The organism is Burkholderia seminalis (assembly GCF_001718535.1).
Classification (GTDB): Bacteria; Pseudomonadota; Gammaproteobacteria; order Burkholderiales; family Burkholderiaceae; genus Burkholderia; species Burkholderia seminalis.
Genome location: NZ_CP013400.1, coordinates 1,204,608 through 1,229,134 on the forward strand (window position 1 = coordinate 1,204,608; position 24,527 = coordinate 1,229,134).

The 24,527-nt window shown below is 70.0% G+C and carries 23 protein-coding genes; 12 read left to right on the forward strand and 11 right to left on the reverse strand.

Going from position 1 to position 24,527, the window contains the following annotated elements:
- The first annotated feature begins 69 nt into the window (after nt 1-69).
- Complete coding sequence (locus WJ12_RS26150) at nt 70-861, forward strand: hypothetical protein (RefSeq protein WP_156444721.1); 792 nt, start codon at nt 70-72, stop codon at nt 859-861.
- A gap of 1 nt (nt 862) precedes the next feature.
- Here the strand turns inward: WJ12_RS26150 and WJ12_RS26155 are convergent, their stop codons facing one another.
- Together WJ12_RS26155 and WJ12_RS26160 are read right to left on the reverse strand one after the other, a co-directional pair.
- Entirely contained in the window at nt 863-1,744 is an 882-nt protein-coding gene (locus WJ12_RS26155; RefSeq protein ID WP_059556418.1) for a helix-hairpin-helix domain-containing protein, read from the reverse strand.
- 188 nt (nt 1,745-1,932) lie between these two features.
- On the reverse strand, nt 1,933-3,468 hold the full coding sequence (locus WJ12_RS26160) for a sigma-70 family RNA polymerase sigma factor (RefSeq protein ID WP_059556419.1): 1,536 nt from the start codon (nt 3,466-3,468) through the stop codon (nt 1,933-1,935).
- Nucleotides 3,469-3,761: 293 nt separating this feature from the next.
- Here WJ12_RS26160 and WJ12_RS26165 point away from each other — a divergent pair, with 293 nt between their 5' ends.
- The gene (locus tag WJ12_RS26165; RefSeq protein WP_034191617.1) at nt 3,762-4,187 is read left to right on the forward strand and encodes a hypothetical protein; all 426 of its coding nucleotides are present in this window, start codon (nt 3,762-3,764) and stop codon (nt 4,185-4,187) included.
- 43 nt (nt 4,188-4,230) lie between these two features.
- Complete coding sequence (locus tag WJ12_RS26170) at nt 4,231-5,043, forward strand: SH3 domain-containing protein (RefSeq protein ID WP_034191616.1); 813 nt, start codon at nt 4,231-4,233, stop codon at nt 5,041-5,043.
- 126 nt (nt 5,044-5,169) lie between these two features.
- Here WJ12_RS26170 and ilvD read toward each other — a convergent pair whose 3' ends face one another.
- From ilvD to WJ12_RS26195, 5 genes are all read right to left on the reverse strand, one after another.
- Entirely contained in the window at nt 5,170-7,029 is a 1,860-nt protein-coding gene (gene ilvD, locus WJ12_RS26175; RefSeq protein WP_059556420.1) for a dihydroxy-acid dehydratase, read from the reverse strand.
- Nucleotides 7,030-7,299: 270 nt separating this feature from the next.
- Nucleotides 7,300-8,322, reverse strand: a complete 1,023-nt coding sequence (locus tag WJ12_RS26180) for an Ldh family oxidoreductase (RefSeq protein WP_059556421.1) — start codon at nt 8,320-8,322, stop codon at nt 7,300-7,302.
- Nucleotides 8,315-9,907, reverse strand: coding sequence for an aldehyde dehydrogenase (NADP(+)) (locus WJ12_RS26185; RefSeq protein WP_059556422.1), 1,593 nt, complete (start codon nt 9,905-9,907; stop codon nt 8,315-8,317). The genes WJ12_RS26180 and WJ12_RS26185 overlap by 8 nt, the downstream gene beginning before the upstream one ends.
- 76 nt (nt 9,908-9,983) lie before the next feature.
- Nucleotides 9,984-11,609: an APC family permease gene (locus tag WJ12_RS26190; protein ID WP_049030336.1), complete on the reverse strand. Its 1,626-nt coding sequence runs from the start codon at nt 11,607-11,609 to the stop codon at nt 9,984-9,986.
- Between the two features lie 232 nt (nt 11,610-11,841).
- On the reverse strand, nt 11,842-12,762 hold the full coding sequence (locus WJ12_RS26195; RefSeq protein ID WP_034191611.1) for a dihydrodipicolinate synthase family protein: 921 nt from the start codon (nt 12,760-12,762) through the stop codon (nt 11,842-11,844).
- Nucleotides 12,763-13,013: 251 nt separating this feature from the next.
- Here WJ12_RS26195 and WJ12_RS26205 point away from each other — a divergent pair, with 251 nt between their 5' ends.
- The 7 genes from WJ12_RS26205 to WJ12_RS26235 all read left to right on the forward strand — a co-directional run bounded on the left by WJ12_RS26205 (nt 13,014) and on the right by WJ12_RS26235 (nt 18,017).
- Nucleotides 13,014-13,946, forward strand: coding sequence for a 4-hydroxyproline epimerase (locus WJ12_RS26205; protein WP_034191700.1), 933 nt, complete (start codon nt 13,014-13,016; stop codon nt 13,944-13,946).
- Nucleotides 13,943-15,070 carry an NAD(P)/FAD-dependent oxidoreductase gene (locus tag WJ12_RS26210; protein ID WP_059556423.1) on the forward strand — a complete coding sequence of 376 codons (1,128 nt, stop codon included), beginning with the start codon at nt 13,943-13,945 and terminating at the stop codon, nt 15,068-15,070. Before WJ12_RS26205 ends, WJ12_RS26210 begins: the two co-directional genes overlap by 4 nt.
- Nucleotides 15,067-15,300: a 2Fe-2S iron-sulfur cluster-binding protein gene (locus WJ12_RS26215; RefSeq protein ID WP_012338331.1), complete on the forward strand. Its 234-nt coding sequence runs from the start codon at nt 15,067-15,069 to the stop codon at nt 15,298-15,300. The genes WJ12_RS26210 and WJ12_RS26215 overlap by 4 nt, the downstream gene beginning before the upstream one ends.
- Nucleotides 15,297-16,565 carry an NAD(P)/FAD-dependent oxidoreductase gene (locus WJ12_RS26220; RefSeq protein WP_034191609.1) on the forward strand — a complete coding sequence of 423 codons (1,269 nt, stop codon included), beginning with the start codon at nt 15,297-15,299 and terminating at the stop codon, nt 16,563-16,565. The genes WJ12_RS26215 and WJ12_RS26220 overlap by 4 nt, the downstream gene beginning before the upstream one ends.
- Before the next feature lie 253 nt (nt 16,566-16,818).
- The gene (locus tag WJ12_RS26225) at nt 16,819-17,169 is read left to right on the forward strand and encodes an ArsR/SmtB family transcription factor (RefSeq protein WP_049030564.1); all 351 of its coding nucleotides are present in this window, start codon (nt 16,819-16,821) and stop codon (nt 17,167-17,169) included.
- Nucleotides 17,159-17,593: a YeeE/YedE family protein gene (locus WJ12_RS26230; RefSeq protein WP_049030563.1), complete on the forward strand. Its 435-nt coding sequence runs from the start codon at nt 17,159-17,161 to the stop codon at nt 17,591-17,593. The genes WJ12_RS26225 and WJ12_RS26230 overlap by 11 nt, the downstream gene beginning before the upstream one ends.
- A 1-nt stretch (nt 17,594) precedes the next feature.
- Nucleotides 17,595-18,017, forward strand: coding sequence for a DUF6691 family protein (locus WJ12_RS26235; RefSeq protein WP_034191606.1), 423 nt, complete (start codon nt 17,595-17,597; stop codon nt 18,015-18,017).
- A gap of 129 nt (nt 18,018-18,146) precedes the next feature.
- On the opposite strand, the gene WJ12_RS26240 is transcribed toward WJ12_RS26235, so the two are convergent.
- On the reverse strand, nt 18,147-18,497 hold the full coding sequence (locus tag WJ12_RS26240) for a hypothetical protein (protein ID WP_059556424.1): 351 nt from the start codon (nt 18,495-18,497) through the stop codon (nt 18,147-18,149).
- A gap of 203 nt (nt 18,498-18,700) precedes the next feature.
- On the opposite strand from WJ12_RS26240, the gene WJ12_RS26245 reads away from it, so the two are divergent.
- Nucleotides 18,701-20,185 (forward strand): aminotransferase-like domain-containing protein, encoded by a 1,485-nt coding sequence (locus WJ12_RS26245; protein WP_034191699.1) that lies wholly within the window; start codon nt 18,701-18,703, stop codon nt 20,183-20,185.
- An 81-nt stretch (nt 20,186-20,266) separates the two neighbouring features.
- On the opposite strand, the gene WJ12_RS26250 is transcribed toward WJ12_RS26245, so the two are convergent.
- From WJ12_RS26250 to WJ12_RS26260, 3 genes are all read right to left on the reverse strand, one after another.
- Nucleotides 20,267-20,542 (reverse strand): CppA family protein, encoded by a 276-nt coding sequence (locus tag WJ12_RS26250; RefSeq protein ID WP_034191604.1) that lies wholly within the window; start codon nt 20,540-20,542, stop codon nt 20,267-20,269.
- Between the two features lie 97 nt (nt 20,543-20,639).
- The gene (locus WJ12_RS26255; protein WP_208606523.1) at nt 20,640-22,025 is read right to left on the reverse strand and encodes a cytochrome-c peroxidase; all 1,386 of its coding nucleotides are present in this window, start codon (nt 22,023-22,025) and stop codon (nt 20,640-20,642) included.
- A complete protein-coding gene (locus WJ12_RS26260) occupies nt 22,022-23,485 on the reverse strand; it encodes a metallophosphoesterase family protein (RefSeq protein ID WP_059556425.1) in 1,464 nt (487 codons plus the stop codon). Before WJ12_RS26260 ends, WJ12_RS26255 begins: the two co-directional genes overlap by 4 nt.
- Before the next feature lie 160 nt (nt 23,486-23,645).
- Here WJ12_RS26260 and WJ12_RS26265 point away from each other — a divergent pair, with 160 nt between their 5' ends.
- Nucleotides 23,646-24,494 (forward strand): class I SAM-dependent methyltransferase, encoded by an 849-nt coding sequence (locus WJ12_RS26265; protein ID WP_059556426.1) that lies wholly within the window; start codon nt 23,646-23,648, stop codon nt 24,492-24,494.
- Nucleotides 24,495-24,527 lie beyond the last annotated feature (33 nt).

The following is a 24,527-nucleotide window of genomic DNA, read 5'->3' on the forward strand; positions in this document are numbered from 1 at the left end:
AGTCGCAGTCCGGCGAAAGTCGAAAACGAACACGGAAAACAACGGGGTTGCCGCGTGTCGATATTGCTCGTGCCATTGCTTGTGCTTTATGTGCTTCCGGCCGCGTATGCGGCATCGAAGGTCGGGCCGCATTACGGGTTTCTCGCGGGGTGCGCGACGATGGCGGGGGTGCTGGCGGCGCAGACCATGCTGCTGACGTGGGGCGCCGCGGCGGTGAAACGGCGGCGTGGGGCCGGCGGGCAGCCTGGGGCGACCGTGCCGGCCGAACCCGCCGATGGCCGCGAGGCCGAGCCCGAAGACGAGGCGGCCGACGCGCCCGGCGTGCAGCTTCGATACGGCGAGCATGCGCGATTCAAGCAACTGGTTCTGATTGCCGGCGCCGCGCACAGCGGCGTCGCGCGTCGTTTCTACGACAAGGCGAAGCAGGCGATCGAAGCGTTCGTGGAAGTCGAGGCGGGGCGCGACGGTTCGGGCGCGGCGATGGTGCGGGCGGCCGACCTGGCGCCGGCGGACGGCCTGTCGCCGCCGGCGGACGAAACGCTGACCGTGTTCGTGTCGGACGACGGCGCGTGGTCGGGGTTTCGCGTCGGCGACGACAGCTTCCGGTTTCGCCACGGTGCGATCACGGGGCTGCGACTCACGATGGTGATGCCGGTTCGCTGGAACGGCGACTACATGGTGACGTTCCGGTTCGACGTGCCGAAACGGGGAGCGGTCGGCGCATACGTCACGCATTCGACGTGGTTCGATCTCGGCGTGGCACATGCCGAACGCCGGTCACGCGCGCTCATCCGTGCCTGTCGCGAGATCGCGTCCGTGCTCGACGTGGCGTTCGATGTCGACGAAACCTCGGACGACTGACTCATCCCGCGTAATACACGCGGCATTCCATCTCGCGCCCACGCACGATGCGCTTGCCGACGAGCGAGCCGTACGTTTCGGTGAAGACGGTGCGCTGGTGCTCGCGCTGCACGGCGTCGTAGAAATAGAGCGAGACCCAGTCCGTCGGGCGGTCGGCCTCCGGCGTGCGCATCGCGGCATGCAGGCTCAGCGCGGTGAAATGCCAGCCGCCCTTGGTCATGTGCATCACCGGCGGCGGCACATAGCCGTCCGCGTTCAGGCGCCGGTGCGCGAGCGTCGGCAGCATGCCGGCGGCCGCCTTGTGGCGGTACTGGCGGTCGATATAGAGCAGCAGTTCGACGGGCGGCTCCGTGCCGGGGCCGGCATGTTGCATGTGACCCTGCCAGCGCCGGCGCCGGCTCAGCACGTCGTCGAGCGCGGTGCGGATGCCGGCCGCGCGCCGCGGGCCGACCCCCGTGATCGTTTCGAGCTGGCCGTTGCGAGCCGCGCGTTCGAGCTCCTCGAGCGTATCGATGTGCAGCAGGTCGTGGATGCGCAGCGCGAGCGCATGGCCGATGCCCGGCACGGCTTCGAACGCGGACGCGCGCTGGGCGTCGCCGCACAGCCGGTCGAGCTGGCGCCAGCGGCCCGTCACCAGCAACTCGGCGATCGCCTGCGCGACGCCCGTGCCGATTTCGGGCAGCGCGCCGAGCGCGTCGATGCCGCCGGATTCGAACACGGTGCGGATATCGCGGTCGAGCGCCTCGACCGTCTCGGCCGACGCGCGGTAGGCGGCGACCCGGTAAGGATTCGCGCCCTGGTCGGCCAGCCGCTGCGCGGCCTCGCGCAGGCAGGTCGCGATGTGGCGGTTTTCCTCGAACGTTTGGCTGGCGGTCGTCTGCATGGCGAGGGACCTGGGGAAGCTCAAACGGAATGGACGCGGCGAACGATGCGCCGGTCGGCCTTTTCCACCATTGTCGCGGCACGCGACGAAGAAAACTTGATGCACGTCAATGGCAAACGTAGCACATGCGCGAAGCGCACGGTCGTGCCGGTTGGCGGCACGACCGTGCGGCGCGGGTGCGCTTACGCTTACGCGTCGAGGAACGACTGCGCGTTCTCGGCCTCGGCTGCCGTGCGCAGCGCGGCGAGCGCCCGTTTCTCGATCTGCCGCACGCGTTCGCGCGACATGCCCGCGTCCTGCGCGATCGCGTCGTACGTATCGGGCTCGGCGCCGCCGAGGCCGAACCGCCGGCTCAGCACGTCGGCCTCGGCCGGCGTGACCGACCGGAGCAGCGACCGCACGCAGTCGCGCATGCGGGTGTCGGCCAGTCGCTCGAACGGGCTGGCCGAGGTTTGATCCTCGATCAGTTCCACGAGCCCGGTGTCCGCGTCGGGCAGCGGCGTGTCGAGCGACACCGGTTCGGCCGGCAGGGCGAGCACCGCGCGCAGTTTGTTCTCGGCCAGGCCGGTTTCGGCCGCGAGCTCGGCAGGCGTCGCCCGCCGGCCCGTGCGCTGGCGAAAGCGCAGCGCATGCCGCTGCACGCGCTGGTACTGGTCGCCGACGTGTACCGGCACGCGGATCGTGCGCGAGCGATCGGCAACGGCACGCGTGATCGCCTGACGAATCCACCAGGTCGCATAGGTCGAGAACTTGAACCCGCGCCGGTATTCGAACTTCTCGATCGCGCGCATCAGGCCGAGACAACCGTCCTGCACGAGATCGGACAGGTCGACGCCGCGGTTCATGTGCTTGCGCGCGATCGACAGCACGAGCCGCAGGTTTGCCTCGAGCATCGCGCGCGTCGCGTCGCGCACTTTCTGCTGGCCGTCGCGCAGCGCGGCCCCCAATGCCCGCCGCGCGACCGCGTCGAAGCGGGCGGCTTCGCCCGTCGCGGCGTCGTGCGGCGCGGTCGCGAGCGCGTGCACGGCGCGGCTGGCGTCGTCGATGGCCGGGGCCGCCCATGGCAGCGAACCGAGCAGGGCGGCCATGGCGTTGCGCGCGTCGCGATAGGCGTCGGAACGGAAGCCGTGCGTGTGCAACGCGTCGCGCAACGTCGAGACGGCTGCCTGCAGCACGTCGTAGCGGGCGGGTTCGGGCGTGTCGCCGTCTTCGTCGTCAGCCGTGCCGGTGGCGGCGGCCGCACCCGTTGCCCGGTGACGCGCAAGCAGCGCGTCGACCGCCGCCGGATACCCCGCGATCGCGTGCAGCACCTGATGGCGCCCCGTCTCGATTTCGCGGGCGAGCACGATTTCGCCTTCGCGCGTCAGCAGCGGCACCGCCTGCATGCGCCGCATGTAGAGCGCGAGCGGATCGGTCGACGCACTCGTGCCGCGTGCGAGTTCGCCGAGCATGGCCCGGCCTTCGTCGAGCGTGTCGCGATCGACGTCGACCGGCGCCGCGGCGGCGAACGGTGCGGGCGCGGCCGGCTCGTCGAGCACGGCGATGCCGATGTCGGCAAGCGCGGCGCGCACGACGTCGAGCGCATCGGGGCTGTCGCTTTCGGGCGGCAGCGCGTCGACGAGGTCGGCGTGTGTCAGATAACCCTGTTCGCCGGCAAGCGCCAGCAACTGGATGATCGGATCGAGCGGTGTGTCCGCCCGGGAAGTGGGGCGTGGCGTAGTCATGTCGATGGCGGCGCGAGCCGCGTTCCTGTCGGGGCGGGCCGAAGCTCGCCGGTTTGCGGTGGCCGGTTGCTCGCGAACGCTCGTCCGCGCCGGTCAGCCTGACATCGTTCAAGTTGAGGGCATTTGCGCCAACTTCAACGTGGGCGCCGCGGACGAGCAGCACACCGCGTGCCCGCGCCATCCGGGCCAGGAAACAAAAAGTAACCGATCATACGCGCGGAAATCTGCAGGGGACGTAAGCTAGAGTCAGGCGCGCGCCCGGCGGCGGCGCGCGGATTCTGCCGGAGCACGAGATGAACCCGATTCCCGCCGCGAGGCCTGCCGTCATCGCGCTGGCCGCGCTGACGCTCGGCGGCTGCTACTACACGAGCCCGTACGGTTATGCGCCTTATTACGCACCGGCGCCCGCGACGGTGTCACAGCGTGAAATTCCGGTTGCGCCGGCCACGCCCGGTCCGGCCCCTTCCACGGTACCAGCCACCCCGGACTACGTCGAAGCGCCGGCGCCGGTATATGTCGCGCCGGCCTATGTGCCGGCACCGTATCCATACTACGCCCCCGCGTATTACCCGGGCTGGTACGGGCCACCCGTCACGATCGGCTTCTGGGGCCGCTGGGGCGGCGGCGGATACTGGGGCGGGCGCGGCGGCTACTGGCATCGTCCGTGGGGCGGCGGGCATTGGGGTGGCGGCCACTGGGGCGGCGGCCATCGGCACTGATCGGCATCGGCCGGCGCGCGGCGGCACCGCGCGGGAGAGCATCATGAGAAATACGTTTGTCCGCAGCCTGTGCGTCGTCCTGGTGGGCCTGGCGGCCGCGCCGGGCATGGCCGACGCGCAGAGCAGCGCTTACACGAATTCGCCGGCCGAGCTGTTTGCCGGGCCGGCGCCCGATTATCCGGTGGTCGCGCAGATCCCGCCCGATACCGCGCTGGACGTATTCGGCTGCCTGAGCGATTACTCGTGGTGCGACGTCGCGCTGCCGGGCGTGCGCGGCTGGATCGATGCGCAGTTGCTCGAATATCCGTACCAGGGCAGCTACGTACCGTTGCTCGAATACGGCGCGATCATCGGGGTCCCGGTGACGGGATTCGCGATCGCCGCGTACTGGGATCGCTATTACCGGCACCGGCCGTGGTACCACGACCGCGATCGCTGGGCGCATCGTCCGGAGCCGCGGCTCGGCCCCGGCGGCATGCCGCCGGGACAAGGCCGTCCGCAGCCGGGCGGGCCGATGCAGGGTGCGCCGGGCGGCCCGCCGCCCGTGCACGACGCGCGGCCGTCGGCCGCACGCGGCGGCTGGAACGGCGCGATTCGCACACCGCCACCGGCAGCGCCGGCGCCTTCACCGATGCCGGGAGGCGCGGGCAACGCGCGTCCCGCCAACCCGCCGCCGGCCGTGGTGCGCCCGCAGCCCGCGCCGGGTGGCGAGGCGCGGCCGATGCCGCCGCCGGTGCGCCAGGGAGGCGGGGGCGGCGGCGGTTACGCGCGGCCTCAAGGCGGCGGAAACGGTGGCGGTAACCACGGCGGCGGAGGTGGCGGGGGCGGTGGCGGCCCCGAGGAATTCCGTCATTGACGTCGCCGGCGCCGCGGATCTCCCCGTGCGCCGGACGAAAAAAAGCCGCTCCGGAGAGCGGCTTTCGATTCGGGCTTGCGGTCGGTTGCGTGGCCGGCAACCGATCGCCGGCATGCGCCCGTTGCGTCAGTCGTCGAGCAGCGACAGATCGCGCACGGCGCCCTTGTCGGCCGACATGACCAGTTTCGCGTACGCCTTCAGTGCGGCGGACACCTTGCGCGGACGCGGCTGCGCCGGCTTCCAGCCCTTCGCGTTCTGCTCCGCGCGGCGGCGCGCCAGTTCCTCGTCCGACACCAGCACGTTGATCGTGCGGTTCGGGATGTCGATGCGGATCTTGTCGCCGTCGCGCACGAGGCCGATCGCGCCGCCTGCTGCCGCTTCCGGCGAGCAGTGACCGATCGACAGGCCCGACGTACCGCCCGAGAAGCGGCCGTCCGTCAGCAGCGCGCAGGCCTTGCCGAGGCCCTTCGACTTGATGTAGCTGGTCGGGTAGAGCATTTCCTGCATGCCGGGGCCGCCCTTCGGGCCTTCGTAGCGCACGATCACCACGTCGCCGGCCTTGACCTTGTCGTTCAGGATGTTTTCGACTGCCTCATCCTGCGATTCGGTCACATGCGCCGTGCCTTCGAACACGAGGATGCTCTCGTCGACGCCGGCCGTCTTCACCACGCAGCCGTCGAGCGCGATGTTGCCCGTCAATACGGCGAGGCCGCCTTCCTTCGAGAACGCATGCTCGTACGAGCGGATGCAGCCTTCGGCCCGATCGAGGTCGAGGCTCGGCCAGCGCGTGTTCTGGCTGAACGCGACCTGCGTCGGGATGCCGGCCGGGCCGGCCTGGTAGAACGTGCGGACCGCTTCGTCCTGCGTGCGGACGATGTCCCACTGGTCGAGCGCGTCCTTCAGCGTCGGCGCGTGGATGGTCGGCACGTCGGTGTGCAGCTTGCCGGCGCGGTCGAGCTCGCCGAGGATCGCCATGATGCCGCCGGCGCGATGCACGTCCTCGATGTGGTACTTGTTCGTGTTCGGCGCGACCTTGCACAGCTGCGGCACGACGCGCGACAGGCGGTCGATGTCCTTCATCGTGAAGTCGATGCCGGCTTCCTGCGCGATCGCCAGCAGGTGCAGGATCGTGTTGGTCGAGCCGCCCATCGCGATGTCGAGCGTCATCGCGTTTTCGAACGCCTTGAAGCCGACCGAGCGCGGCAGCACGCGTTCGTCGTCCTGCTCGTAGTGCTGGCGCGTCAGTTCGACGATGCGGCGGCCGGCACGCTTGAACAGCTGTTCGCGATCGGCGTGCGTGGCCACCACGGTGCCGTTGCCGGGCAGCGACAGGCCGAGCGCTTCGGTCAGGCAGTTCATCGAGTTCGCGGTGAACATGCCCGAGCACGAACCGCAGGTCGGGCAGGCCGAGCGTTCGACTTCGGCGACTTCGGCGTCGGAATACGACGGATCGACCGCGATCACCATCGCGTCGACGAGGTCGAGCTTCTTCACTTCGATGGCCTTGGTGACCGGGTTCGCGAGACGCGTCTTGCCGGCTTCCATCGGGCCGCCCGACACGAAGATCACCGGAATGTTCAGGCGCATCGCGGCCATCAGCATCCCCGGGGTGATCTTGTCGCAGTTCGAGATGCACACCATCGCGTCCGCGCAGTGCGCGTTCACCATGTACTCGACCGAGTCGGCGATGATGTCGCGGCTCGGCAGCGAATACAGCATGCCGTCGTGGCCCATCGCGATGCCGTCGTCGACCGCGATCGTGTTGAATTCCTTCGCGACGCCGCCGGCGGCTTCGATCTCGCGCGCGACGAGCTGGCCGAGATCCTTCAGGTGCACGTGCCCGGGCACGAACTGCGTGAACGAGTTGACGACCGCGATGATCGGCTTCGAGAAATCGTCGTCTTTCATGCCGGTGGCGCGCCACAGCGAGCGCGCACCTGCCATGTTGCGGCCGGCGGTGGAGGTTTTGGAACGGTAAGTGGGCATTGTGGTTGCTGAAGAAAGATCGCGGGAAAAGGGTGGAGGCACGGGAATAAAGGCCTCTCTCGCGCCCGTGCGAACAACCTCTTGAGCTGCGCCCTGGGCAAACCCGTCGATTATCCCACAGCCGCCGCGGGCGTGGCGGCCATGGGCCGGCGACGGGCCGGTGCCGCGCGACGGGCGGGGCGGCGGCGTGCTGCCCGCCTGGCCGGTTCGGGAAGCGGCGCAGACGCCTGCGCGTCGACGACGAATGCGCGCCGCCCCCGCGCCCGGGCGTCAGTCGAGCAGCGTCAGGATCTCGTCGTACAGTGCCTTCGGAACCCGCACGCCGTTCGCGATGCTGCGCGCGCGGGCGTCGAAGCGCCGCTGCGACGGCAGCCGCGCACCCTGCGCGACGATCGACTCGAACATCCGTTCGCCGCGTGCGAGCCCCGCGTCGAGATCGTCGCCGAGGAACACCTTCGGGTCGAACGCGATCACGAGCTCGCCGTGGCACGGCGTCGCGCCGACGCCTTCGTCGAAATCCATCGATTCGCGGCTCGTCATGTCGCCGATCAGCGCGCCGCCGAGCAATTCGACCATCGCCGCGAGCGCCGAGCCCTTGTGGCCGCCGAAGGTGCGCATCGCGCCCTGCAGCGCGGCCTTCGGATCGGTGGTCGGCCGGCCGTCGGCGTCGATCGCCCAGTGCGACGGAATCGCCTTGCCCTGCTTGGCGTGCAGCTCGATGTCGCCGCGCGCGATCGCGCTCGTCGCGAAATCGAACACGAACGGCTCGCCGCCCGGGCGCGGCCACGCGAACGCGATCGGATTGGTGCCGAACACGGGTTCGCGGCCGCCTTCCGGTGCGACCCAGCTATGGCTCGGGTTCATCGCGATGCCGACCAGCCCTTCGGCCGCGATCGCCTCGACTTCGGGCCACAGCGCCGAGAAGTGGTAGCAGTGGTTGATCGTCATCGCGGCGATCCCGTGCTGCTTCGCCATCTCGACGAGCACCGGCAGCCCGGTTTCGAAGCTCAGCAGCGAGAAGCCGCGATGCGCGTCGACGGAGACGATCGACGACGACAGCTTGCGCAGCGTCGGCACGGCTTGCGGATCGACCTTGCCCTTTTTCAGCGAGCGCACGCAGACGAGCAGCCGGTACACGCCGTGCGAATGGCACTCGTCGCGCTGGCCTTGCGTGATCACGCTGGCGATGGCCCGCGCATGCGTGTCGGACATCCCGTGGTGCGTCAGCACGCGCAGCGCGAGCGCATGGACTTCAGCGAGCGACAGGACGACTTCGGCGGTTTGCTCAGTCATGATTCACCTCGCGCGGCGCGGGCACGCCGTCGATGCGCTGCGGCACGTGCAGCGGATTGCCGTCGCGCAGCGCGTCCGGCAGCAGCGCATCCGGCAGGTCCTGGTACGACACCGGGCGCAGGAAGCGCTCGATCGCGCGTGCGCCGACGGACGTCGTGCGCGTGTCGGACGTCGCCGGGAACGGGCCGCCGTGCACCATCGCGTGGCCGACCTCGACGCCCGTGCCGAAGCCGTTGACGAGAATGCGGCCGGCCTTGCGTTCGAGCGTCGGGCGCAGCGCGGCGAACAGCGCCGCGTCGCCGTCGGCCAGGTGCGCGGCGATCGTCAATTGGCCTTCGAGCGACTTCAGCACGCGATGCAGCGTATCGGCATCCGCGCAGCGGACGATCAGCGATGCGGGACCGAACACTTCGTCGCGCAGTTCAGGGTGCGCGATGAACGCGTCGGCCGAGGTCGCGAACAGCGCCGCACGGGCCTGATGGCGGCCGCCTTCCACGCCTTCGGCCAGCAGCTCGACCGCATCGTGATGGCGTAGCGCCGCGACGCCTTGCGCATAGCTCGCGTGAATGGGCGGCGTCAGCATCGTCTGTGCGGCCGCCGTGCGCACGGCATCGGCCGCCGCGGCTTCGAACGCGCGCAGCGCGGGGCCGTCGACGGCGAGCACCAGGCCGGGGTTCGTGCAGAACTGGCCGGCGCCGAGCGTGAGCGATGCGACGAATTGCGGCGCGATCGTTTCGTGGCGCGCCTCGAGCGCGGCGGGGCACAGCAGCACGGGATTGATCGAGCTCATTTCCGCATAGACCGGAATCGGCTCGGGGCGCGCGGCCGCGATATGCATCAGCGCGACGCCGCCGCGGCGCGAGCCGGTGAAGCCGACGGCCTTGATGCGCGGATCGGCGACGAGCGCCTGGCCGATCTCGCGCGATGCGTCGAACAGCAGCGAGAACACGCCGGCCGGCATCCCGCATTCGCGGGCGGCCTGCTGGATCGCGCGGCCAACGCGTTCCGACGTGCCCGGATGCGCGGAATGGGCCTTCACGATCACCGGGCAGCCGGCCGCGAGCGCCGACGCCGTATCCCCGCCGGCGACCGAGAACGCGAGCGGGAAGTTCGACGCGCCGAACACGGCGACGGGCCCCACCGCGACGTTGCGCAGCCGCAGGTCGACACGCGGCAGCGGCTTGCGCTCGGGGCGCGCCGGATCGATCCGCGCGTCGAGAAACCCGCCGTCGCGCACGAGCGACGCGAACAGCGCGAGCTGGCCGACCGTGCGGCCGCGTTCGCCTTCGACGCGCGCGCGCGGCAGCCCCGTCTCGATGACGCAACGCTCGATCAGGTCGTCGCCGAGCGCCATGATGTGGCGGCCGATCGCGTCGAGAAACGCGGCGCGGACGTCGAGCGACGTTTCGCGATAGATGTCGAACGCGTCGTCGGCGAGCGCGCAGGCCGTCTCCAGGTCGTGCAGGCTCGCGCCGCCGAAAGCCGGTTCGAGCCGTTCGCCGGTGGCGGCGGCGATCGCGTGGAGGGTGCCGTTCTGTCCGGTGACGGCGGACTGGCCGATCAGCAGTTGACCTGTGAGTTGCATGGTTTTCCTCGGAAAAAAGCAGGGACCGGGCGTGGTGCGCCCGGCCGCGGGGAGCATGGAAAAGGGCGCGGGCGCGTCAGTCCTCGTCGTCGTCGAGCCGCAGCTTGTCGGCACGCACGCCGGTGCGGGCGCCCCAGTAGTAGATGACGAGCGCGACGGCCGCGACGACGGCCGTGTCGTACGGATGCGCGAGGCGGCCCGTGCCGCCGAAGCCGCCGAGATACGACAGCACGATCATCGCGGCATAGAACGCGATCAGCCACGCCGACGAGCGCACTTGCTCGGCGAGGCTCAGGTGCGCGGTCGGCACCCAGCGGCGGCACGCGAGATAGATGACGAACATCGCGATCTGCAGGCCCAGCAGCCAGGACACGGTGCTCCAGCCCGACCAGTAGACGATCAGCGCGGCGATCACGAACGAAGCGGGGCCGGTGAGGCCGAATGCGCTCGCACGGAACGGCCGCGGCAGGTCGGGCGCGGTGCGGCGCAGCGCGGCGACCGAGACCGGCGCGACCGCATAGCTCAGCACGAGCGCGGCCGATACGATGTTGATCAGCGCTTCCCACGACGGAAACGGCAGCGTCCAGAAGATCGCGAGGCCGAAGGTGAGCCACAGGCCCGCACGCGGGATGCCCGACGCTTCGTCGACGCGCGTGAACACCTTGAAGAACGTGCCCGTCTTCGCCCAGCCGTAGACGACACGCGGCGTCGCGTTCATGTAGATGTTGCCGCAGCCGCTCGGCGAGATCATCGCGTCGGCGACGACCATCACCGCGAGCCAGCCGACGCCGAGCGCGAGCGCGATGTCGCGGTACGGCAGCGAGAACGCCTTGCTTACGTCGTGCCAGCCGGCGGCGAGCATCGCCGTGGGAATGCTGCCGATGAACGCGAGCTGCAGCAGCACGTAGATCAGTGTCGACAGCAGGATCGACAGGATCAGCGCGATCGGGATCGTGCGCTGCGGATTGCGTACCTCGCTCGCGACCGACACGATCGGCGTGAGCCCGAGGTACGCGAAGATGATGCCGCCGGCGGACACGGCCATCTCGATGCCCGGCATGCCGAACGGCGCGAAGCCTTGCACGGTCAGGTTCGCGGGCTTGAAGAACGTGAACAGCACGCCGATCACCGCGAGCGGCACGATGAACTTGAAGATGCTGATGATGTTGTTCGCCTTCGCGAACGTCTTCACGCTCGAATAGTTCAGGTAAAAGAAGAAGCAGAGCAGCGCGGCCTGCACGAGCCAGCCGAGCGTCGTCGGGTCGCTCGAGCCTTCGGCCGTCAGGCCCGGAAACCACGCGGCCGCGTACTGGCGCGCGGCGACGACTTCGATCGCGATCAGGCTCGAAAAGGCGATCAGCGTGATGAAGCCCATCAGGTAGCCGAGCAGCGGGCCGTGCGAGAACACCGGATAACGCACGACGCCGCCGGCGCGCGGCAGCGCGGCGCCGAGTTCGCAGTAGACGATGCCGAGCAGCAGCACCGCGAAGCCGCCGAGCAGCCACGAGAAGATGCCGGCCGGGCCCGCGATCGTCGACACGTGACTCGCGGCGAACAGCCACCCCGAACCGAAAATGGCGCCGAGACCGATGAACGTGAGATCGGTCAGCGACAGCTGTTTCTTGAATTTGCCGTGACCCGCGTCGGGGGCCGCGGAACGGGAAAGCGGGACAGACGGGTGAGCGTTGCCTTGGCCTGGCATGGGCTTGTCTCCTGGGGGGAAGGGCGGTGCCGGCGCGAGCTGCGCGCGCTCCGACGGAGCAGCGCGCACGCCGGCCGGCCGGCGTCGCCCGGTTCGAGCGACCGGGGCGGGCCGCGGGCCGTTCACGTGCGGCGCGGGCGGGCGCCGGCGCAAACGGGCCCGCGGGCCAATGCCGGACCGGAGGCGGCGGCGTGCGGCCTGGGAAGCCTGCGTGCCGCCGCGGGGGCGTCGATCAGAGACCGACGTCGGGCAGTGCCGGGCGCGTGTCGAGCGCCTTCGCGACGATCGCCTTCACTTCGGCGAGCGTGTCGCCCTGCAGCGCGAGGCGCGGCGGACGCGTGATCGCGCTGCCGCGGCCGACCAGTTCTTCGCACAGCTTGATGCACTGCACGAGGTCGGGGCGGGCATCGAGGTGCAGCAGCGGCATGAACCAGCGGTACAGCGCGAGCGCTTCGTCGAAACGCTTTTGCTTCGCGAGGCGGAACAGCGTCTCGCCTTCCTTCGGGAACGCGTTCGACATGCCCGACACCCAGCCTTCGGCGCCGACCGCGATGCTCTCGACCACGACGTCGTCGAGGCCCGCGAACAGCACGAAGCGATCGCCGACCGCGTTGCGCAGGTCGATGAAGCGGCGCGTATCGCCCGACGAATCCTTGAAGCAGACGATGTTCTCGCAATCCTGCAGCGCGATCAGCACGTCGGGCGTCACGTCGTTCTTGTAGATCGGCGGGTTGTTGTAGACCATCACCGGCAGGTCGGTGCTCGTCGCGACCGCGCGAAAGTGCGCGGCGGTTTCGTGCGGCTTCGCCGAGTACACGAGCGCGGGCATCACCATCACGCCGTCGACGCCGACGCGCTGCGCTTCGCGCACCGTGTTGCGCGCGAATTCGGTGGTGAATTCGGCGATGCCGGCGATCACCGGGATCTTGCCGCCGGCCGCGTCGCGCGCGGCCTCGATCACCTGGAGCTTCTCGCTCGTCGACAGCGACGTGTTTTCGCCGACCGTGCCGCAGACCACGAGGCCCGACACGCCGTCGTTCACCAGGTTCTTGACCACGCGGTGCGTGGCGTCGATGTCGAGGGAAAAGTCCGGCTTGAACTGGGTGCTGACGGCCGGGAAAACCCCGGTCCACTGAATGGCTTTGCGGCTCACTGAAATCTCCTACGTTCGTATCGGTCGGCCGACAGGGGTGTCGGTGTGGCAACCAGTATCGCCGCGCAAACGCCCATCACGCTTGAGTCGTATCGCGGAGCAAAATGACGAAATCGGCACAGCGGCCGGCAGGGGCGCGAGGGGCGCGCCGCACTATGCCGATTTCGTCGTCGTCCTCATCGAAAAGCCACAAGCGGACGGACGCGCGACGGAGGAAGCTATGCTCCTTTCCCCACTTCGGACGGCTCATGATGAAGCGCATCCAGATCATCGATTCGCACACGGGCGGCGAACCCACTCGGCTCGTCGTGTCCGGTTTCCCGTCGCTCGGCAGCGGCACGATGGCCGAGCGCCGCGACGTGCTCGCGCGCGAGCACGACCGTTACCGCACCGCGTGCATCCTCGAGCCGCGCGGCAGCGACGTGCTGGTCGGCGCGCTGCTGTGCGAACCCGTGTCGCCGGATGCGGCGGCCGGCGTGATCTTCTTCAACAATAGCGGCTATCTCGGGATGTGCGGGCACGGCACGATCGGCGTCGTGCGCACGCTGCATCACATGGGCCGCATCGCACCCGGCGTGCACCGGATCGAGACGCCCGTCGGCACCGTCGAGGCGACGCTGCACGACGACCTGTCGGTCAGCGTGCGCAACGTGCCCGCGTATCGCCATGCGCAGGGCGTCGCGCTCGACGTGCCGGGATATGGCCCCGTGAAGGGCGACATCGCGTGGGGCGGCAACTGGTTCTTCCTGATCAGCGACCACGGGCAGCGCGTCGCCGGCGACAACGTCGCGGCGCTCACCGCGTACGCGTCGGCCGTGCGCGAAGGGCTCGAACGCGCGGGCATCACCGGCGCGAACGGCGGCGAGATCGACCATATCGAGCTGTTCGCCGACGATCCCGAGCACGACAGCCGCAGCTTCGTGCTGTGCCCGGGCCTCGCGTACGACCGTTCGCCGTGCGGCACCGGCACCAGCGCGAAGCTCGCGTGCCTCGCGGCCGACGGCAAGCTCGCGCCGGGCGCCGTGTGGCGGCAGGCGAGCGTGATCGGCAGCGTGTTCCACGCCAGCTACGAGCAGGCCGACGGCGGCATCGTGCCGACGATTCGCGGCAGCGCGCACCTGAGCGCCGAAGCGACGCTGCTGATCGAGGAAGACGATCCGTTCGGCTGGGGCATCGGGTCGTGAGCGACACGAAGACCGACGTCGTCGTGATCGGCGCCGGCATCGTCGGCGCGGCGTGCGCGCACGAACTCGCGCAGCGCGGGCTGCGCGTGCTGGTCGTCGACGATGCGAGCGGCGGCGCGACCGGCGCGGGCATGGGCCACCTCGTCGCGATGGACGACAACGCGGCCGAGCTTGCGCTGAGCCATTACTCGATCGAACTGTGGCGGGCGTTGAGCAGCGAGATGCCCGAAGGCTGCGCGTACCGTGATTGCGGCACGCTGTGGCTCGCGGCCGATGCGCACGAGATGGATCTGGCACGCGCGAAGCAGGCGACGCTTGCCGCGCACGGCGTGGCCGGCGAGCTGATCGACGCGGCGACGCTCGCGCGACTGGAGCCGATGCTGCGCACGGGGCTCGGCGGTGCGCTGAAGGTTCCGGGCGACGCGATTCTCTACGCGCCGGTGACCGCGACCTGGCTGTTGCAGCGCGCACCGCGCATCACGTTGCGCCGCGACCGGGCCGTCGCCGTCGACGGGCCGAGCGTGACGCTCGCGAGCGGCGACACGCTGCGCGCGGAGCGTGTGGTGGTCGCGAACGGCGTTGCGGCGCGCACGCTGCTGCCCGAGTTGCCGCTGCGCCCGAAAAAGGGCCATCTGCTGATTACCGATCGCTATCCGGGCCACGTGTCGCACCAGCTCGTCGAGCTCGGTTATGCGGCAAGCGCGCATGCGAGCGACGGCACGTCGGTCGCGTTCAACGTGCAGCCGCGGCCGACCGGCCAGTTGCTGATCGGCTCGTCGCGCCAGTTCGACACCGAGGATGCGCGTGTCGAGCCGCCCGTGCTGGCGCGGATGCTGCGCCGCGCGGTGGGCTACCTGCCCGGTCTGGCCGACCTGAACGGCATCCGATCGTGGACGGGCTTCCGTTCCGCGAGCCCCGACGGCCTGCCGTTGCTCGGCGAGCACCCGGCGCGCCCGGGCGTGTGGCTCGCGGTCGGGCACGAAGGGCTCGGCGTGACGACCGCGCCGGGCAGCGCGCGGCTCGTCGCCGCGCTGATGGCCGGCGAGCGGCCGCCGATCGATGTCGAACCGTATTTGCCGGGACGTTTCCTGACGACGTCCCCCGTAGCCGGAGCGCTTTCATGATCATTCACCTGGACGGCCGCGCGCTGACGGTGGCCGACGGCGCGACCGTCGCGGCCGCCGTCGCGGCGAGCGGCGACGACACGACCCGCGTGTCGTGCACGGGCGCGGCGCGTGCGCCGTTTTGCGGGATGGGCATCTGCCAGGAATGCCGGATGACGATCGACGGCCGGCGCCGGCTGGCTTGCCAGACGCTGTGCCGCGACGGGATGCAGGTGGAGCGTACGCGATGAAACAGGAACGACTGAGCGTCGACGTCGCGATCGTCGGCGCGGGCCCGGCCGGGTTGTCGGCCGCACGGGCCGCCGCGCAAGGCGGCGCGACGGTCGCGATCGTCGACGACAATCCGCGGGCGGGCGGGCAGATCTGGCGGCAAGGGGCGGCGGCCGCGCCGGTGCCGGCCGCCGCCGAACGGCTCGCCGTGCTGCGGCAACCGAACGTCACGCATCTCGCGGCGACGCGCATCGTCGCCGAAACGCAGCCGGGCACGCTGCTGCTCGAGGACGACGAACGCGGGCTGCTGCTCGATTTCCGGACGCTGATTCTTTGCTGCGGCGCGCGTGAGCTGCTGCTGCCGTTTCCGGGCTGGACGCTGCCGGGCGTCACCGGTGCGGGCGGTTTGCAGGCGCTGATCAAGTACGGCCTCGACGTGCGCGGGCAGCGCACGGTCGTCGCAGGCAGCGGGCCGCTGCTGCTGGCGAGCGCGGCGACGGCCCGCCAGGCCGGCGCGCGTGTGTCGCACGTGCTCGAACAGGCCGCATGGGGCGACGTGGCCGGTTTCGGCGCGGGATTGTGGCGCTGGCCGTCGAAGCTCGCGCAGGCCGCGAAGCTCGTCACGGCCGTGTACCGGCCCGATGCGCACGTCGTTGAGGCGTTCGGCGACACGCGGCTCGAACGTGTACGGATCCGTCAGGGCGATCGCGCGTTCGACGTCGACTGCGACCGGCTCGCGTGCGGTTTCGGCCTCGTGCCGAATACGGTGCTGCCGAGCCATCTCGGCTGCCGGATCGAGAATGGCGCGGTGGCGGTCGATGCGCACCAGCGGACGAGCCGCGACGGCTGCTTCGCGGCCGGCGAGTGCACGGGCGTCGGCGGCAGCGAACTCGCGATGGTCGAAGGCGAGATCGCCGGGCTGGCGGCGACCGGGCAGACGGCGCAACTGGCCGCGCGCGTCGCACGGCGCGCGCACTGGCAGGCTTTTGCGGATGCCGTGCGCGAGCGCTTTGCGATCCGCGAGCCGGTTCGCCGGCTCGCGCGGCCCGAGACGCTGCTGTGCCGTTGCGAGGATGTGCGTTTCGGCGCCGTCGCGCAGGCGCCCGGCTGGACGGCTGCGAAGCTGCAGTCGCGTTGCGGGATGGGGGCGTGCCAGGGCCGCGTATGCGGCGCGGCCGCGCAAGCGCTGTTCGGCTGGACGCCGCCGGTGCCGCGCACGCCGCTCGTGCCCGCGCGGGTCGGCACGCTGATGCTCGACGGCACGGCGTCCTGCGACGGCGCGTGACGCTGCGCGTCGGGATGGCCTGGTTCGCGCCGGGCCGCCCCGATTACTCGACCTTCACTTTCTCCCATCCGCCGACTTGCGGCGCCGCACGGGCGCGCAGGCACTCGATCGTCGTTCCGTGCTTTCTGATCGTTGCGATCGACGGGTTCGATACCGGTAAAGGTGTACGGCGAGGGTGTTAGCAGGCACGCGGTAGGTTTCAATAATATATAGATTGATATAATATTGATTCTTTAATTGATGTCCTGCCTCGATGAACGACGCGCTTCCCGCCGGGCTGCCCGAGCCCGATCAGATGCGCGCCGCCGCGGAATCGGCGTGCGCGCTCCTCAAGGTGCTGTCGAATCCCGACCGGCTGCTGCTGCTGTGCGAACTGTCGCAGGGCGAGCGCTGCGTCGGCGATCTCGAAACGCGGCTGGACATCCGCCAGCCGACGCTGTCCCAGCAACTCGGCGTGTTGCGGGACAACGCGCTGGTCCGGACGCGCCGCGACGGCAAGAACATTCACTATTCGCTCGACAGCCCGGCCGCGATCGCGGTGATGGGCGTGCTGTACGAGCAGTTCTGCGGTGCGGCCGCGAAGGAGAAGCGCGATGCAGCTTGATGCGCTTCATTTCACGCCATGGCTGTCGCTGGCCGGCGGCGCGCTGATCGGGCTCGCGGCCGCGTGGCTCGTCGCGTTCAACGGCCGGATCGCCGGCATCAGCGGCATCGTCGGCGGCCTGTTGACGGCGGGTTCGGGGGAGCGCGGCTGGCGTATCGCGTTCGTCGGCGGATTGATCGTCGCGCCGGTCGTGATGCACGTCGTCGGCGCCGGGCTGACGCCGCAGGTCGACGCCGGCTGGCCCGAACTGCTGGCGGCCGGCCTGCTGGTCGGAATCGGCACGCGGTACGCGGGCGGCTGCACGAGCGGCCACGGTGTGTGCGGGATGTCGCGCGGCGCGCTGCGGTCGGTGGTCGCGACGGCGACCTTCATGGCCGCGGGTTTCGCGACCGTCTTCGTGCGGCTGCACGTGCTGGGAGGCTGACATGCAGGCAGCATTCGCGTTTCTGGCCGGCCTGTTGTTCGGCGTCGGCCTCATCGTGTCGGGCATGGCCAATCCGCAGAAGGTGCTCGGTTTTCTCGACCTGGCGGGCCGCTGGGATCCGTCGCTCGCGTTCGTGATGGCCGGCGCGACGGGCGTGGCTGTGTTCGCGTTCGCGTGGGCGAAGCGCCGGACACGGTCGTGGCTCGGCCTGCCGATCCGGTTGCCGGCGCTGCGCGCGATCACCGTGCGCCTGGTCGCAGGCAGTGCGGTGTTCGGTATCGGCTGGGGGATGGCGGGGTTCTGTCCGGGGCCCGCGATCGTGTCGATCGGCTTCGGGTCGGTCAAGGGGATCGCGTTCGTCGTCGCGATGCTGGCCGGGATGGCGATGTTCGAATGGGTCGAGCGCCGCCGGAACGGCCATTGATGTGGCCGCCGCCGCATGCCGGGCAGGTTGCGGCGGTCGCAAGGCGGCATGGAGCCGAACGCGTCCTTCGGTCGGCTGCGATGATGGGGGATCTGCCAACCGCGTATCGAGGCGGGGCAGGTTCCGATATCAGGAATGCTCGCGCACGTGACGGCCACCACGCACTCGCCCGGACAGCCGGCGCAGGAGCCCGCGCCACGCCGCGCGCAAACCTCGCGGGCTCGAGGGCGCCACGACCGTCGTACTGACCGCGCCGGCCCCGCCGGCCGACAACGCCACGTGGCCGGCCGTGTCGAACGTCAGACACTCGCCTTCGTCGAGCACGCGACGGATGTATTGCGGCGCGTCGGGCAGCCACTCGAGCCCGCCGTGACGCAACGTGACCGCGAGCGCGCCGTCCAGCACGATCACCTGGCTGCCCTTGTCGAACCACGCAAAGTGGCTTTGTCCTGCGTCGAGCCGGATGTGTTGCGTCCGCATGGCGATTCCTTTTTCCCGGTTGCGCGGCCTCGCGATGGCGAAGCGATTGCGTGCAGTCAGGTTAGGGAAACGGGCGCGGGCGCGACAGATTCAGGGGACGGGAATCTGTTGCGGTGCAAGCGTCGATTTCGTACGGCTGTATCGGCGGTTTTTTCGCGGATCTGTATCTGGCGCGCGCTGGGCCGCGCGGGCACGATCGTTCGATGACGCCTTTCACCGACACCTCCCGTACGCCATTACCGCTGGGCGGCGAGCCGCTTTACGAACGGCTCGCCGAGCATTACCGGCGCATCATCGCGGCCGGCACGCTGTCGCCCGGCGACCGGATGCCGTCGGTGCGTGCGTTCATGGCGCAGCACGGCGTGAGCCTGTCGACCGCCACGCAGACGTATCGGCGGCTCGAGGATACGGGCTGGTGCGAGGCGAGGCCGCGGTCGGGCTACTTTGTGCGGCGCCGCGCGGCGGCCACGCTCGCCATGCTGCCGGAAAGCGACGGGCCCCCGTTGCGCGTCGAGCCGCCGTTCGCGGGCCTGCACGAACGCGTGTCGCGCGTGATCGATCGCGCGAACACGGTGCCCGACGCGTTGAATTTCGGCGGCGCATCTGCGCTCGCCACGTTGTATCCGGCCGAGCGCCTGCAGGCTCTGGCCATCCGGCTGCTGCGGCGCAAACCCACGTTGCTCACCGACGCGGGGCCTGTCGGCGGTTCGCCCGAATTCCGGCAGACGATGGCCAAACGCGCGCTGTCGTATGGCGTGACGGTGACGCCGGACGACGTGATGTCGACGAGCGGTGGCGTCGATGCCGTGAATCTCGCGTTGCGCGCGGTGGCGCGCCCCGGCGACACGATCGCGATCGAATCGCCGGCCTTTTTCGGTCTGATCCAGCTGCTCGAAAGCCTTGGCCTGCGTGCGCTGGAAATCCCGGCGAGCCCGACGACCGGGTTATCGATCGAGGCGCTCGAAGTGGCGCTGACCGTGTATCCGGATATTCGGGCCGTGGTCGTCGTGCCGAACCTGCAGAACCCGCTCGGTTGCGTGATGCCCGACGACCGCAAGGCCGCGCTCGTCGCGCTGTGCTCGCGCCAAGGCGTGGCCGTGATCGAGGACGAGCCGTATCGCGAGCTCGTCGAAGCGCCCTGGCCGGTCAAGCCGGTCAAGGCATGGGACCGCGACGGCACGGTGATCTACTGCCCGTCGCTCAACAAGGTGCTGGCTCCCGGGATGCGGCTCGGCTGGATGAGTGCGGGACGCTGGCATGCGCGCGTGAGGATGCTGAAGTTCGCGCATAGTCGGCACAACGCCGCGCTGTTGCAGGCCGTGGCGGCCGAATTCGTCGGCTCGGGTGCGTTCGACCGCCATCTGCATCGCTTTCGTGAGCAACTGCGTGTACAGCGCGACGTGACGATCGATGCGATCGCACGACATTTCCCGGCCGGCACACGGATGAACCAGCCGCTGGGCGGGATGCTGCTGTGGATCGCCTTGCCGGACGGCGTGCGCTCCGAGGCGCTGTTCGATGCCGCGCTGGCGCGCGGGATCAGGATCGCGCCCGGGTCGATCTTCTCGAATTCCGACCGCTTCGACGGCTATATCCGGCTGGCCTGCACGCGCGTGTTCGATGCGGCGCACGAAGCGGCGTTCGAAACGCTCGGCCGCCTCGTCCGGGAAGCCACGGCGGCAGCATAGGCGCGGCGGCAACCGGCCGGACTGGCGAATACGCGAGCCCTCCGGCTTGCCGAGACGCCGCAGTGGCAAGCCGCCGCCATCTCATCGGCTGGCCGAATGTGTGGCGAGGTGCTGGCGGATCAGCGACAGGTAGCGATCGCCGACCGAGAAATCGCGTGCGGCGCGCGGCCGGTCGGCCTGACGCAGCGTGGCCGGCGCGCTCATGCCCAGATACCGGCACACGGCGGACGGAAAGGGCTTGCGCGTATGCCCGAGCTGGCGAGCCGCGCGCTCGACGCGGGCATCGCCGACCTGGGCGCGAAGCCATGCCAGCACTTGGCGATCGGCTTCGTTGACGATACGGACCAGATGTTCCATCTCGCACCTCACTGTTCATAAATACAGTACTGTAAATATAACCAGTGTTTGCGGTGACCGCAAGCGGGTGCGCGTGCGATTGGCCGTCCGGCCAGGGTCAACGCGCTGGCGCGGCGGTACGCGTCATCCGGGCAGCGGGCGCCTGGGCGGCCGCGACCGCCGTGTAGCGCGCGTCGGTCAGCGCGCCGAGGAACGCGACGATGTCGTCGATTTCCGCATCGGTCAGCGCGGGCGGCGTGCCGGGCCGGCGGTTCATCGGCGTCGAGTTGACGTTGATGTTGCCGCGATAGGCGGCCGGCACGTCGTCGAACGTGTTGGCGCCGTGATACCAGAAGCCGGGATCGGTCGAGCGCGTGTTGTAGAACGCGACCGCGTCGCGCAGTGTCGTGAACACGCCGTTGTGCATGAACGTCTGCTTGACCGCGACGTTGCGCAGCCCCGGCGTGCGCAGGTAGCCGCACCACTGCGTCGGCTCGGGCCAGCGCAGCCGACGGGCGGTGTCGCACAGCCCGTTGTCGAAATGGCGCGGGTCGCGGTTCGCCGGCAGCGCGCGGTTACGCGGCACCGCGATTGCGTCGTAGCCGAAATCGGTGAACAGCGAGCGTTCCGGGCGGCTCGACGTATCCGACAGCGTATGGCAAGTCATGCAATTGCCCTTGTCCGGATTCCGGAACAGCGCGAGGCCGCGCATCTCGGCTGGCGCCAGCGGCGTGCGCGTGCGCAGGAACGCGTCGAAGCGCGACGTGAACGGCGCCATCTCGTCGCTCTGCAGATAGGCCTCGACGGCCGAACCCAACGCGCGCACCAGTTGCCCGGGATCGCGCCGCACCGGCGCGCCGAAGCGCGCGGCGAGATCGGCCGCGAGTTCCGTCGCGTTGACCTTGCGCAGCAGCGCGGCCGGCGACCGGTTGTTCATCTCGTTCGGATCGAACAGCGGCCCGCGAATCTGCTCGGCGAGCGTATCCGCGCGGCCGTCACCGAACAGGCCGCCGAACGGCGACGGCGCGGGCGCATCGTCGTCCTGGTAGAAGTGGCGGCGCGGCACGTAGCGCACGTAGAGCAGGGACGGCGCGTTGCGCTGGCTGAAGCGCCCGGGCCGGCTGCCTTCCGGCACGCCGGGCCCGGCGAGCGACGCGGCCGACAGCGTCGGCGCGAATGCGCGGCCCGGATCGTGGCAGCCCGCGCACGACAGGCCGCGCGGCTCGGACAGCCGCGGGTCGAAGAAGATCCGCCGGCCGAGCGCGACGAGCGTCGGGTCGGGCGCGAAGCGCGCGGCGGCCGCATCGATCTTGCCGGTCACCTGCGGCGTGCCGGTGCCGATCGTGTTGACGACGCGCGACGGCGGCGCACCCGGGAGCAGTACCGTTTCGGCCGGCGCGGCATGGGCCGCGAGCGTCAGGCCGGCGAGCACGGCGACGGAAAGCGTGCGCAGCGCCTGCCGGCCGCGCACCACGCGGCCGTTACGTCGGACGGCTTCACTCACGGCGCAATGAACCCCGTCTTGTCGCAGGCGAGCGTCGTGCCGGACTGGTCGCACGACGCGAGCAGCTTGCCCGCCGCTGAATACGCATGGAACACCCAGCCCGTCGCGGGCGCCGCGCGGCGCTCCATGATCAGGAAGCCGAAGCTGTTGTTGTGCGACAGCCGCTCGATCACGGCGCCCGGTGCGGGCGTCAGGCCGGCCGGGAACGGATCGGGCAGCGCGACGTCGAGGTTGTCGCCGCCGTTGCCGGACACGATCGTCGCCGGGTGTCCGGACGAGAAGTTGATCGCCTGGAAGTCGTGCACGTGGCCGTGCAGCGCGACATGCACGCCCGGCGGATAGTACGCCTGCGCGTTGAGGCTCGACATGACCGACTGCAGGGCGAGATTGCCCGGCGCGGGCGTGCTGCCGGCGATCGGCGCGAACGCGAGGATCGGATGATGGTTCGTGAAGATCGTCGTCGTCATGCCGGCCTTCGACGCGAGCGATGCGACCGTCTGGAACTGCTTCTGGTAAATGCCGAATTGCGCGTCGGTCGTCTTGAGCGGCGTGCGGCCGACCTTCGCGGTATCGAACACGATCACCTGCGAGCCGCCGCCGAGCGATACCGCGTAGGGTTCCGAATAGTTCGCGTTGTTGTCGTTGGCCGGATCGTCGCACGAGCGGGCCGCCGCATACGGACGCGGATCGAGGAAGCGGAACCAGCCCTGGCCCGCGCGCGCGCATTCCTCGTGGTTGCCCCGCACGACGACCCACGGCGCCTTCGCGAGCAGCGGCGCGGCCGGGCGGAACAGGTCGGCCTGCCACGTATCCCAGCCGTAGCCCCACGGGCTGTCCTTGCAGCCGGCGATGTCCGGCGGGCACGCGTTCTCGCGATAGTGGTAGTCGCCGATGTGCAGGACGAGATCGGGCGACAGCTTCGCGACGCTGGCCGCGATCGTGTTCAGCGGCCAGACCGTCGCGTCGTTGCACGCCTGCCATGCGTTGTCGGCCTTTTTCATCCGGCAGCCGGTGTCCGCGATGATCGCGATGCGCTGCGGCTGCGCTTTCGGCAGCGGCAACGTGCGGCCTGCGACGCTCGCCGCCTGCGCGCCGGCCGGCAGCGTCGTTTCGCAGACGGAGACCGGGAAGCTCGACGGCTTCGAATCGGCCGGATCGCTGGCGGTCGGCCGCTGGGCCGGCGTTGCGGCGCCCGCGCGCAGCGCCATGCGCGACAGCTTGCCGTCGACGGTCAGTTGCGGGCACAGCGGCTCGCTGGCCGACGCGGGCGTGTAGTTCGTGATGACGCGCGCGATCGCCTGGTTCGCCTCGCCGATCTCGACCCAGGCGGCCTGGACGTTGGCCGGTGCGCTGGCCGGATCGTCCGGCGTATCGATGTGATTCGAGCACGCGGCAAGCGCGGCGAGGGCAACAACGGGAGCGCAGCGCACGAGCAGGGTGCGCGTGAGGAATCGTCGCATGGGAGGCACCGTAGGAAAGCCGTCAACGATACGCAGCGCGAATGTAAGAAATGTGAAAAGCAGGATGCGGCGGCGTGCGCATACCGGCGGGCCTTGACTTCAAGCCGGCTTGAAGCAGCACAGTCCGGTTCATCATTCACGAACCAGAAGGGAGTCGACGATGGAAACCAGCCGGCCCAACGAAGCGCAGTCCGCCCTGTGGAACGGCCCGTCGGGGCGCGCGTGGGTCGACGTGCAGGAAACGATCGACCGGATGTTCGCGCCGCTCGAGACGTTGCTTGCGGATGCGGAGGCCGTGTCATCCGGCAGCAATGTGCTCGACGTCGGCTGCGGCACCGGCGCCGTCACGCTCGCGATCGCGCGGCGGCTCGGCGCGAATGCGCACTGCACGGGCATCGATATCTCGGCGCGGATGATCGACGCCGCGCGGGCGCGTGCCGAACGCAGCGGCGTGCATGCGCGATTCGTGCGCGCGGACGTGCAGACGCATGCATTCGAGCCCGCGAGCGTCGACCTGATCGTGTCGCGCCTCGGCGTGATGTTCTTCGACGACCCGGTCCGGGCGTTCGCGAACCTGCGGCAGGCGGCGCGGCCGGACGCGCGGATGCGGTTCGTCGCGTGGCGCGGTGCGGCCGACAACCCGTTCATGACGACGGCCGAGCGGGCCGCCGCGCCGCTGCTGCCGAACTTGCCCGCACGGCAGCCCGGCGCGCCGGGCCAGTTCGCGTTCGGCGACCGGCAGCGGATCGTGTCGGTGCTGGCGGACAGCGGCTGGGCCGACGTGGAGATCGAGCCGGTCGACAGAGTATGCGTGCTGCCCGCGGCCGCGCTGGACGAGTACATCGCCCGGCTGGGTCCGGTCGGCCTTGCCCTGCTGGAGGCGGACGAAGCTACCCGGCGCCGCGTGGTCGACACGGTGCGTGCCGCGTTCGAGCATTACGTGCGCGGCGCCGAGGTGCGCTTCGATGCGGCGTGCTGGCTCGTGACGGCGCGCGCGCCGTCCGCGTAGCGTGATGGCGATAAAACGGAGCAACGCGCATCG

Bases quoted from the DNA above. Each gene is read 5' to 3' on its own strand.
- WJ12_RS26190 (WP_049030336.1), bottom strand. From the start codon at position 11,609: ATGCCAGGCCAAGGCAACGCTCACCCGTCTGTCCCGCTTTCCCGTTCC.
- WJ12_RS26225 (WP_049030564.1), top strand. From the start codon at position 16,819: ATGAACGACGCGCTTCCCGCCGGGCTGCCCGAGCCCGATCAGATGCGC.
- WJ12_RS26240 (WP_059556424.1), bottom strand. From the start codon at position 18,497: ATGCGGACGCAACACATCCGGCTCGACGCAGGACAAAGCCACTTTGCG.
- ilvD (WP_059556420.1), bottom strand. From the start codon at position 7,029: ATGCCCACTTACCGTTCCAAAACCTCCACCGCCGGCCGCAACATGGCA.
- WJ12_RS26165 (WP_034191617.1), top strand. From the start codon at position 3,762: ATGAACCCGATTCCCGCCGCGAGGCCTGCCGTCATCGCGCTGGCCGCG.
- WJ12_RS26260 (WP_059556425.1), bottom strand. From the start codon at position 23,485: ATGCGACGATTCCTCACGCGCACCCTGCTCGTGCGCTGCGCTCCCGTT.
- WJ12_RS26235 (WP_034191606.1), top strand. From the start codon at position 17,595: ATGCAGGCAGCATTCGCGTTTCTGGCCGGCCTGTTGTTCGGCGTCGGC.
- WJ12_RS26205 (WP_034191700.1), top strand. From the start codon at position 13,014: ATGAAGCGCATCCAGATCATCGATTCGCACACGGGCGGCGAACCCACT.
- WJ12_RS26230 (WP_049030563.1), top strand. From the start codon at position 17,159: ATGCAGCTTGATGCGCTTCATTTCACGCCATGGCTGTCGCTGGCCGGC.
- WJ12_RS26245 (WP_034191699.1), top strand. From the start codon at position 18,701: ATGACGCCTTTCACCGACACCTCCCGTACGCCATTACCGCTGGGCGGC.
- WJ12_RS26180 (WP_059556421.1), bottom strand. From the start codon at position 8,322: ATGACTGAGCAAACCGCCGAAGTCGTCCTGTCGCTCGCTGAAGTCCAT.
- WJ12_RS26215 (WP_012338331.1), top strand. From the start codon at position 15,067: ATGATCATTCACCTGGACGGCCGCGCGCTGACGGTGGCCGACGGCGCG.
- WJ12_RS26170 (WP_034191616.1), top strand. From the start codon at position 4,231: ATGAGAAATACGTTTGTCCGCAGCCTGTGCGTCGTCCTGGTGGGCCTG.
- WJ12_RS26250 (WP_034191604.1), bottom strand. From the start codon at position 20,542: ATGGAACATCTGGTCCGTATCGTCAACGAAGCCGATCGCCAAGTGCTG.
- WJ12_RS26220 (WP_034191609.1), top strand. From the start codon at position 15,297: ATGAAACAGGAACGACTGAGCGTCGACGTCGCGATCGTCGGCGCGGGC.
- WJ12_RS26160 (WP_059556419.1), bottom strand. From the start codon at position 3,468: ATGACTACGCCACGCCCCACTTCCCGGGCGGACACACCGCTCGATCCG.
- WJ12_RS26265 (WP_059556426.1), top strand. From the start codon at position 23,646: ATGGAAACCAGCCGGCCCAACGAAGCGCAGTCCGCCCTGTGGAACGGC.
- WJ12_RS26185 (WP_059556422.1), bottom strand. From the start codon at position 9,907: ATGCAACTCACAGGTCAACTGCTGATCGGCCAGTCCGCCGTCACCGGA.
- WJ12_RS26155 (WP_059556418.1), bottom strand. From the start codon at position 1,744: ATGCAGACGACCGCCAGCCAAACGTTCGAGGAAAACCGCCACATCGCG.